This is a genomic window from Paraburkholderia sp. J76 (genome assembly GCF_905220295.1).
Lineage (GTDB): Bacteria > Pseudomonadota > Gammaproteobacteria > Burkholderiales > Burkholderiaceae > Paraburkholderia.
In genome coordinates, this window is record NZ_CAJMZJ010000052.1 from 1 (window position 1) to 555 (window position 555).

The 555-nt window shown below is 59.8% G+C and carries 1 protein-coding gene; it reads right to left on the bottom strand.

What is annotated here, in order from left to right; genetic code table 11:
• Positions 1 to 555, bottom strand: a 555-nt coding sequence (locus U5768_RS31865; RefSeq protein ID WP_322034292.1) for a phage late control D family protein, incomplete at both ends; no start/stop codon positions are given.

Genomic DNA, 555 nt, shown 5'->3' on the forward strand with positions numbered 1-555 from the left:
CCCGCCACTGTGTGTGATCTCGGTAATCACCTGCCCCTGTGGGGCATCGGGCAGCACGATGTCGGACTCGAGCACGCGCGCGCACTGCAGTTCGAGCACATTGCTTTCGCCTTCATACACGACCTGGCGCGCGAGTGCCGCTTCGTGCCGCAGTTGGGCTTCCCATTTCGCCCCGGCCTGGTCGAGGTGGTGGGTGCCGTAGATGTATGGTTGACCGTACGTGGTCGTATCTTGCGGGGCGAGATTGGCGCTATCCCTAAATCTCTCCCAGGCCGATTCCGGGTTGTAATCCGCGACGGTGTAGCCTTGGGCCACCGTGACGTTGTGGGTCTTGAGCGAGGTGATCGCTTCCACGCCACCGGATTCAAGCCCGGCCGCTTCGCGGTACGGCACCGTCAGCCGTGGGTCGTAAATATAGTGGTCGATGTCGTCGGCGAAGACGACCTGGTCGCCATATTCCGTTTCAACGATATAGCAGTAGATGCCCGACTTCTGCATCAGCATCTGGATGTAATTAAAATCCGTCATCTGGTGCTGGAAGCGCCAGAGGTGGGT